This is a genomic window from Paraliobacillus ryukyuensis (assembly GCF_003315295.1).
Classification (GTDB): domain Bacteria; phylum Bacillota; class Bacilli; order Bacillales; family Amphibacillaceae; genus Paraliobacillus; species Paraliobacillus ryukyuensis.
Genome location: NZ_QNRI01000020.1, coordinates 1 through 7,969, shown reverse-complemented (window position 1 = coordinate 7,969; position 7,969 = coordinate 1). Strand labels below are relative to the sequence as shown.

The window sequence follows — 7,969 nt, the reverse complement described above, 5'->3', positions numbered from 1 at the left end:
TTGACGGTCAATTTAAAAGCCCCTTTAGGGGTAGTTAGTAAAGTGCCCTTCTAGGGCGAAATTAAAACCGCCCGTTTTACGGGCGGATATTTATTGATAAAGTTATATAAATGATAAATGCATGGAGTTGCTTTTTTGTGCAAAGATATAGCAAAATAGAAGACAAACATTCATTTATCCCTCTGAACTCGTCAGTCGAGTTCTCTTAGTTGCTATGTTTTTGTTTTTACTGTAAATTATTTTTGGGACTAGATACAATATAAAAAGAGAGAAGCTTTTTAATAAAGCTAGAAAAAGATAGAGTTGGTGAAGCGATGATTTTTGTATTAGATGTTGGTAATACCAATACTGTGCTTGGTATCTTTGAAGAAGAAACACTAAAATACCAATGGCGAATAAAAACCGATCGAGAAAAAACAGAAGATGAATATGCAATGTTAATTAAATCATTATTTCAACATGATGGATTAACGTTTGATGATGTGGACGGTGTGATTATCTCCTCTGTGGTACCACCAATTATGTACGCATTAGATCGTATGTCTGAAAAATATTTTAATCAGAAGCCGATTATTGTTGGGGATCAATCAATTGAAACGTTATTAAAAATGAAATATCCAAACCCAAAAGAAATAGGGTCAGACCGTATTGTTAATGCGGTGGGCGCAATAGAGAATTATGGTGCACCACTTATCATCATTGATTTTGGTACAGCTACGACGTATTGCTATATAAATGAACAAGCTGAATATGTCGGAGGGGCTATTGCGCCAGGGATTAATATATCACTAGAAGCGCTTTATTCAAAAGCTGCCAAACTACCCAAAGTGGAAATTACACATCCTAACTCAGCAATTGGCTTATCGACAGTAGAAGCTATGCAGTCAGGGGTGTATTTTGGTTATGTTGGTCAAGTTGACGAGATCGTACGTCGCTTTAAAGCGATGAGTGAAACAAATCCAACCGTAATTGCAACAGGTGGCTTATCAACCATGATAGCCGATGAATCATCAACGATTGACATTGTTGATTCAGCCCTGACGCTAAAAGGGTTATTTACTATTTACAAAAAATTAGAAGCCAAAGGAGCATCATTATAGAATGAAAGATCATTTAATTAAAGCAACCGCTTTTAACGGCACAATTCGAGCTTATGCTATTCAATCTACAGAGACCGTTGAAGAAGCGCGTAGAAGACACGATACATGGGCAACCGCTTCTGCTGCATTAGGAAGAACCATCACCATTTCGACTATGATGGGAGCGATGTTAAAAGGGGAAGATAAACTAACTGTAAAAGTTGAAGGGGACGGCCCAACAGGACCTATCATTGCTGATGCGAATGCGAAAGGAGAAGTTCGTGGGTATATAACCAACCCACACGTTGATTTTGAGCTTAATGGCATCGGAAAATTAGATGTGGCACGAGCTGTGGGTACGACCGGTAACGTAAGTGTTGTGAAAGACTTGGGTTTGAGACAAAACTTCACAGGTCAAGTACCAATTGTTTCGGGAGAGATTGGTGAAGATTTCACGTATTATTTTGCAAACTCAGAACAAGTACCTTCATCTGTTGGCGCCGGTGTATTAGTTAATCCAGACCATACGATTTTAGCTGCGGGTGGTTTTATTGTACAGGTGATGCCTGGTGCAACGGAAGAGACAATAACGCAACTAGAAAATAACATTAATTCCATACCACCTATTTCTACGTTAATTAGAGAAGGAAACACGCCGCAGCAAGTGTTAGAGCAATTGTTTGGTGTTGGAAATTTACGCATTCACGAAACTATCCCGGTAGCATTTTCTTGTACTTGTTCAATTGATCGCGTTAAAAACGCTATTAAAAGTCTTGGTAATGAAGAAATCGACAAAATGATTACTGAAGATCATGGCGCAGAAGCTACTTGTCATTTCTGTAATGAAGTGTATACAGTAGACATAGAAGATCTAGAAAGTCTAAAACAATAAGGGGAGTAATCATGAGGAATAAGTTTATTTTTGGTATCCTATTGACGCTGCTATTTACAAATATATTGACACTAGCGTTATGGTTATGGAGTCCCCAGTCGAAAAATACTTCGGAGGGATTCTCGGTTGATATTAATCCTGATGCTCCGGTTGCAAAGGTAAATGATACAAAAATAACTTATCAGCAATGGTTAACCTATTTAGAAAATAAGTATGGAAAAAAAGCCTTAAAGGAAATGATAAACAAAGATGTTACTAACCAATTAGCTGACCAGGAAAACCTTTCTATTAATGAAGGAGTTGTACAACTAGAGTTGTCACTATTAGCTACGATGGAAGGTATTTTAACAGAAGAAGCTATTGATCAGAAAGAACAAAGGTTGGAAGAAGAAGTGACGAACCGTCTATATCTAGAAGAATTGGTCACGCAGGACATTCTCGTTTCGGAGGAAGAAATTGAGTCTTACTATAATCAATATAGTGAACAGTACCATTTTTCACCTTCTATTCAACTATCCCATATCACTGTAGAAGATCAAGCAACAGCGCAAAAAATTATAAGTGAGCTGGATGGTGGAACTTCTTTTTCAACGTTAGCAAGACAATATACCACAGATGAAGAGACTCGTGATACGGGAGGTTACCTAGGCTATTTTACCAGTTCAAGTAGTTATCTTCCGTCAGGTTACTTTGAGTATGCGCAAGAAATGAATGAACATACGTATAGCGAACCGATACAAACAGAAGACGGTGTTGCGATCATCTATTTACATCGCTATCTACCCGAAGTGGATTTAAGTTATGATCAACTGCATGCGCATATCAGAAGAGAGATTGCGTTGGAGAAAATGGAAGATGTACCTCAGGCGACTTCTTTATGGAATCAGCTTGAAGTAGATTGGGTATATAAAAACAAATAAAACTACTATCATCTACTAGTAGATCAACTGAATATTTTAGTTTATCCCTCGCTTAAAAGTTTAATTAACTTAAAAGTGAGGGATTACTATTTATAAGCAAATTTTTAAATAGCAGCAAAAAAAGTTGACAAAATGCTGGAAATCACATAAGGTGATATTAAACAAATAAGATTACTCGGAATTAGGAGTGGTGAAAAAAATGAAAGTAGCACAATCTATTTCGGAATTAATCGGAAATACCCCTATTGTAAAGTTAAATCGTTTTACCAACGACAATGAAGCAGACATTTATGTAAAACTTGAGTTTATGAATCCTGGTAGTTCAGTTAAAGACCGTATTGCATTAGCAATGGTCGAGGCAGCTGAAGTTAGTGGAGATTTAAAACCAGATGATACAATCATTGAACCGACAAGTGGTAATACTGGCATTGGTTTAGCGATGGTCGCTGCTATTAAAGGTTACAAATCTATCCTAGTAATGCCTGATACGATGAGTATGGAACGACGTAATCTTCTGCGTGCATATGGTGCAGAACTCGTGTTAACACCAGGATCTGAAGGAATGAAAGGTGCGATTAAAAAAGCGCAAAAACTTCAAGAACAGCATGGGTACTTTATGCCACAGCAATTCCAAAATGAAGCCAATCCTTCTATTCATGAACGCACTACTGGAGTAGAGATCGTAGAACAGATGGGTGGGCAATTAGATGCGTTTATTGCTGGAATTGGAACAGGTGGAACAATTACCGGTGCCGGTAAAGTTTTAAAAGAGAAATACCAAGACATTAAGATTTATGCGGTTGAACCAGAAGGATCGGCTGTACTTTCTGGTGGACAACCGGGACCGCATAAAATCCAAGGAATTGGTGCAGGTTTTGTACCAAAAGTACTAAATACTGATATCTATGATGAAGTAATTAAGGTGAGCAATGAAGATGCTTATACTTCTGCCCGAGAAGCTGCTAAAACAGAAGGTTTACTTGGCGGTGTTTCTTCAGGTGCTGCGCTGCATGCGGCCAAGCAAGTAGCTAAGCAATTAGGTAAAGGAAAGAAAGTTTTAGCCGTAATCCCTAGTAATGGGGAACGTTATTTATCAACACCTCTATATCAATTTGATGAAGATTCATCTATTAAGTAACTCTCCTTGCGAGAGTTGCTTTTTTTGTTGCTTTTATAGATGAATAGTTAAAGTAGTAACCTATTAAAGTTTATATTTGCAAGATGTACAAACCGTGTTTATATAGTATTATTGGTGTTAAAATAAAAAATAAAAGGTGAAACGTAATGAATCGAATAATAACAACGAAACAAGGGAAACTGGACTTAGATCAAAAGACAATGATAATGGGAATCTTGAATGTTACGCCAGATTCCTTTTCTGATGGTGGTAAATTTAATCATGTAGACAAAGCGGTTGAGCAAGCGAAAAAAATGGTACAGGCTGGAGCAGATATGATTGACATTGGTGGAGAATCTACTCGCCCTGGTCATACTCCGGTTTCAGTTGAAGAAGAATTATCTCGGGTAATACCGATAATCAAAGCTGTTCGTGCAGTTTTATCTGTTCCTATTTCTATTGATACCTATAAATCAGATACTGCAAAGCAAGCGATTGAAGCAGGAGCAGATATAATTAATGATGTTTGGGGAGCTAAATACGATGAACAGATAGCTAAAGTTGCAGCGGATCATCAGGTTCCTTTGATTTTAATGCATAATAGGAAGGAACCCAATTACCAACACTTTGTAATGGATATGCTCGCAGATCTAAAAACAAGTGTTGCGATTGCTAAGCGCAATGGCGTGTCTGCTGAACAAATCATACTAGATCCTGGCATTGGCTTCGCAAAAACATTAGAGCAGAATTTAGAAGCGATGCGTGCGTTAGATCAAATAGCGGCAATGGGTTATCCTGTACTTCTAGGCACTTCGAGGAAATCAATGGTGGCAAAAGTAACCAATCTACCGGTTGATCAAAGGGATGAGGCAACAGGAGCGACTACTTGTTATGGCATTACAAAAGGAGTAGACTTAGTACGGGTCCATAATGTAACCATGACTACGCGAATGACAAAAATGATGGATGCGATGGTCGGTAAAGGAGTGATAGAAGTTGGATAAGATTTATTTAAATAGATGTGCCTTTTACGGTTATCACGGTGTGTTTCCAGAAGAAAATAAATTAGGGCAACGTTTTAATGTGGACGTAGAACTAGAGCTTGATTTACAGAAAGCAGGTCAATCCGATAACATGGAAGATTCAATTGACTATGGTGCCGTCTATCAGGTGATTAAACAAGTGGTCGAGGGTAAAGCTTTCCGTCTGATCGAAACGGTAGCAGAAACAATCTCATCTAAATTGCTTCATAAATTCACATTAATACATGCGTGTCGAATAAAGGTTGATAAGCCAGATCCTCCTATACATGGTCACTATCAATCGGTAGCGGTAGAGATTTATAGGGAACGCTTGAAATGACCACTTGCTACATAGCGCTAGGTTCCAATATTTCACCTCGTTACGAGTATTTAACAGAAGCGATTGATGCTTTTCGTAAATGTAAGGAAATAAAGGTTACGTCTCAATCATCCATCTATGAGACAGCTCCTGTAGGTGTGACAGATCAAGCATACTTTTTAAATATGGTCATTGAAGTGGAAACGACGTTTGAACCATTTAAGTTACTACAAACCTGCCAGTCCATTGAAAATGTATTAGGACGCAAACGAGAAAAAAGGTGGGGACCGCGTACCATTGATCTGGACATTTTACTGTATAATCAAAAAAGTGTAAGGTCGAATCAACTTATTATTCCACATGAAAGAATGCATGAAAGACCGTTTGTGTTAGTACCTTTACATGAGATTAATTCAATGATTTATATCCCATCGGTACAAAAAACTGTTGCTGAAGCATTAAGTGATATTCCACCTAAAGAAAAAGAGGGTATTGCGAAGTGGTCTCTCTCCGATAATGAAAGTAGATAAGGGCATAATTAATAGACAGCAACGTGACAAACTGCTAGTATTTGTGATAAGAGAATGCAAACATTATACTATTGAAAATAATTTTGTTTTATTGTCAATTAGTAGTTGATAGGTTGATGAGATCCATTCATAATAAAATATAGTAAAGGACTGGCAGGTTATCACTGTCAGTCCTTTGTAAGTGATAATATCTAGTGCTATGATAGTATAAGATATATCGATTTTTATATAGCTCTAATTAATATTTTAATAATTATAGTAAAGCAAACTAGATCTTAGGAGTGAAAAAAATGTCAGAAGAACTAAACGAACATATGCGTGTCCGGAGGGACAAGCTTCAAGCGTTCCGCGAAAAAGGGCTAGATCCTTTTGGTGATAAATTTGAACGCACACACCTAGCTACTGAAATAGTCGAGGTATATGATCAATACACAAAAGAAGAGTTAGAGGAAAAAGCTATTACAGTTACTGTCGCAGGGCGAATTATGACGAAGCGTGGCAAAGGTAAAGCTGGTTTCTCTCACATTCAAGACTTAAGCGGTCAAATTCAATTGTATGTTCGTAAAGATAAAATTGGAGAAGAAGCATATGAGTTTTTTAACGCTGCGGATCTTGGAGACATAGTAGGTGTAACAGGTACAGTATTTAAAACAAATGTAGGCGAGTTGTCCGTTAAGGCAACAACGTTTGATGTCCTTACAAAGTCATTGCGACCATTACCTGAGAAGTTCCATGGGTTAAAAGATGTGGAGCAACGTTATCGTCAGCGCTATCTGGATTTAATTACAAATCCAGATAGCAAACAAACGTTTATTACTAGAAGTAAAATTATTCAATCCATGAGAAGATACCTAGATAATTTAGGTTTCTTAGAAGTGGAAACACCGATGATGCATGGTATTGCAGGAGGGGCTTCTGCTCGACCTTTTATCACGCATCATAATGCATTAGATATACCGTTGTACATGCGTATTGCTATTGAATTACACTTAAAACGTTTAATTGTAGGTGGCATGGAAAAGGTATATGAAATCGGTCGTGTATTCCGGAATGAAGGAGTTTCTACTCGTCATAACCCAGAATTTACGATGCTTGAACTATACGAAGCTTATGCAGACTATCATGATATTATGTCACTAGTTGAAAATATGGTTGCGCATATTGCGCAAGAAGTGCTTGGTTCTACTACAATTCCTTATGGTGAGCAGGAAGTAAACTTGGAACCTAACTGGAAACGAGTTCACATGGTAGATGTAATTAAAGAATATACAGGTGTAGATTTTTGGAACCATATGACAGATGATGAAGCCAAAGAATTAGCTAAAGAGCACGATATCGAAATTCAAAATACGATGACATTTGGTCATATTGTGAATGAATTTTTTGAACAACGTGTTGAAGAAAAATTGATACAACCTACGTTTATCTATGGTCATCCTGTTGAAATATCACCTTTAGCTAAGAAAAATAAAGAAGATGAACGGTTTACTGATCGCTTTGAATTATTTATTGTAGGAAGAGAACATGCAAATGCTTTCTCTGAATTAAATGATCCAATTGATCAGCGTGAACGTTTCGAGGCACAAGTGAAAGAAAAAGAACAAGGAAATGATGAAGCACATGAAATGGATGAAGATTTCTTAGAAGCTTTAGAATATGGAATGCCACCTACTGGAGGACTTGGCATCGGTATTGATCGATTAGTGATGTTGTTAGCGAATGCTCCATCTATTAGGGATGTCTTGCTATTTCCTCAGATGCGAAATCGCGATTAAATATTAAAAAAGAAGCTAGAACAAGATAGAGAATATAACGTGCTAGATGTTCTAGTTTCTTTTATGATTTTCTTGTTGACTTATACTAATCCGGGTGTTATATTAATTAGGTCGCTGATTTTTCTACAAAATAAGCTGACAAGAAAATTATAAAAAACAGTTGACAATTAATTTTGTTTTTTATATAATATAAAAGCTGTCGCAAAAAAACAGCAAAACATTGATCTTTGAAAACTGAACAAAACAACCAATATGGTAAGAAGTAACATGCTAGTCAAGTTATGAGTAAAGACATCTCATAAAAGCACATTAGGT

The 7,969-nt window shown here is 37.1% G+C and carries 8 protein-coding genes; all 8 read left to right on the top strand.

Annotation, left to right across the window (positions count from 1 at the left end):
* The first annotated feature begins 314 nt into the window (after positions 1-314).
* The 8 genes from DES48_RS15455 to lysS all read left to right on the top strand — a co-directional run bounded on the left by DES48_RS15455 (position 315) and on the right by lysS (position 7,654).
* The gene (locus DES48_RS15455; RefSeq protein WP_113870198.1) at positions 315-1,100 is read left to right on the top strand and encodes a type III pantothenate kinase; all 786 of its coding nucleotides are present in this window, start codon (positions 315-317) and stop codon (positions 1,098-1,100) included.
* 1 nt (position 1,101) lies between these two features.
* Positions 1,102-1,971, top strand: coding sequence for an Hsp33 family molecular chaperone HslO (gene hslO / locus DES48_RS15450; RefSeq protein ID WP_079707648.1), 870 nt, complete (start codon positions 1,102-1,104; stop codon positions 1,969-1,971).
* Between the two features lie 11 nt (positions 1,972-1,982).
* Entirely contained in the window at positions 1,983-2,891 is a 909-nt protein-coding gene (locus DES48_RS15445) for a peptidylprolyl isomerase (RefSeq protein ID WP_079707649.1), read from the top strand.
* A 199-nt stretch (positions 2,892-3,090) separates the two neighbouring features.
* Positions 3,091-4,029 carry a cysteine synthase A gene (gene cysK, locus DES48_RS15440; protein WP_113870197.1) on the top strand — a complete coding sequence of 313 codons (939 nt, stop codon included), beginning with the start codon at positions 3,091-3,093 and terminating at the stop codon, positions 4,027-4,029.
* 146 nt (positions 4,030-4,175) lie between these two features.
* Complete coding sequence (folP, locus tag DES48_RS15435; protein WP_113870196.1) at positions 4,176-5,012, top strand: dihydropteroate synthase; 837 nt, start codon at positions 4,176-4,178, stop codon at positions 5,010-5,012.
* Positions 5,005-5,370 carry a dihydroneopterin aldolase gene (gene folB / locus DES48_RS15430; protein WP_079707652.1) on the top strand — a complete coding sequence of 122 codons (366 nt, stop codon included), beginning with the start codon at positions 5,005-5,007 and terminating at the stop codon, positions 5,368-5,370. The genes folP and folB overlap by 8 nt, the downstream gene beginning before the upstream one ends.
* The gene (gene folK, locus DES48_RS15425) at positions 5,367-5,879 is read left to right on the top strand and encodes a 2-amino-4-hydroxy-6-hydroxymethyldihydropteridine diphosphokinase (RefSeq protein WP_079707653.1); all 513 of its coding nucleotides are present in this window, start codon (positions 5,367-5,369) and stop codon (positions 5,877-5,879) included. The genes folB and folK overlap by 4 nt, the downstream gene beginning before the upstream one ends.
* Before the next feature lie 290 nt (positions 5,880-6,169).
* The gene (gene lysS / locus DES48_RS15420; protein ID WP_113870195.1) at positions 6,170-7,654 is read left to right on the top strand and encodes a lysine--tRNA ligase; all 1,485 of its coding nucleotides are present in this window, start codon (positions 6,170-6,172) and stop codon (positions 7,652-7,654) included.
* Positions 7,655-7,969 lie beyond the last annotated feature (315 nt).

What these genes read in the sequence shown, in the direction of transcription:
- DES48_RS15455 (WP_113870198.1), top strand. Translation starts at nt 315, where the DNA reads ATGATTTTTGTATTAGATGTTGGTAATACCAATACTGTGCTTGGTATC.
- hslO (WP_079707648.1), top strand. Translation starts at nt 1,102, where the DNA reads ATGAAAGATCATTTAATTAAAGCAACCGCTTTTAACGGCACAATTCGA.
- DES48_RS15445 (WP_079707649.1), top strand. Translation starts at nt 1,983, where the DNA reads ATGAGGAATAAGTTTATTTTTGGTATCCTATTGACGCTGCTATTTACA.
- cysK (WP_113870197.1), top strand. Translation starts at nt 3,091, where the DNA reads ATGAAAGTAGCACAATCTATTTCGGAATTAATCGGAAATACCCCTATT.
- folP (WP_113870196.1), top strand. Translation starts at nt 4,176, where the DNA reads ATGAATCGAATAATAACAACGAAACAAGGGAAACTGGACTTAGATCAA.
- folK (WP_079707653.1), top strand. Translation starts at nt 5,367, where the DNA reads ATGACCACTTGCTACATAGCGCTAGGTTCCAATATTTCACCTCGTTAC.
- lysS (WP_113870195.1), top strand. Translation starts at nt 6,170, where the DNA reads ATGTCAGAAGAACTAAACGAACATATGCGTGTCCGGAGGGACAAGCTT.